Consider the following 656-nt stretch of genomic DNA (forward strand, 5'->3'; position numbering starts at 1 on the left):
GAGATAACCGGTTGCCAGTTAAATGCCGGAACCGTTCGCCGCTGGTTGCCGTCTGCGGGGATTGTGTGGCGAAGGGCTGCGCCAACTCTGCGTATCCGTGACCCGCATAAAGATGAAAAGATGGCAGCAATCCATAAAGCACTGGACGAATGCAGCGCAGAACATCAGGTCTTTTATGAAGATGAAGTGGATATCCATCTTCATCCCAAAATCGGTGCGGACTGGCAACTGCGCGGACAGCAAAAACGGGTGGTCACGCCGGGACAGAATGAAAAATATTATCTGGCCGGAGCGCTGCACAGCGGGACAGGTAAAGTCAGCTATGTGGGCGGCAACAGCAAAAGTTCGGCGCTGTTCATCAGCCTGCTGAAGCGGCTTAAAGCGACATACCGTCGGGCGAAAACCATCACGCTGATCGTGGACAACTACATTATCCACAAAAGCCGGGAAACACAGAGCTGGCTGAAGGAGAACCCGAAGTTCAGGCTCATTTATCAGCCGGTTTACTCGCCATGGGTGAATCATGCTGAACGGCTATGGCAGGCACTTCACGACACAATAACGCGTAATCATCAGTGCCGCTCAATGTGGCAACTGTTGAAAAAAGTTCGCCATTTTATGGAAACCGTCAGCCCATTCCCCGGAGGCAAACATGG

The 656-nt window shown here is 52.4% G+C and carries 1 protein-coding gene; it reads left to right on the forward strand.

Annotation, left to right across the window (positions count from 1 at the left end; translation table 11 throughout):
- Positions 1–656: IS630 family transposase (locus BGK49_RS16740; protein ID WP_069375786.1), on the forward strand; the 656-nt coding region annotated here is incomplete at both ends.

The organism is Shigella sp. FC1544, from assembly GCF_001722145.1.
GTDB classification, from domain to species: domain Bacteria; phylum Pseudomonadota; class Gammaproteobacteria; order Enterobacterales; family Enterobacteriaceae; genus Escherichia; species Escherichia coli.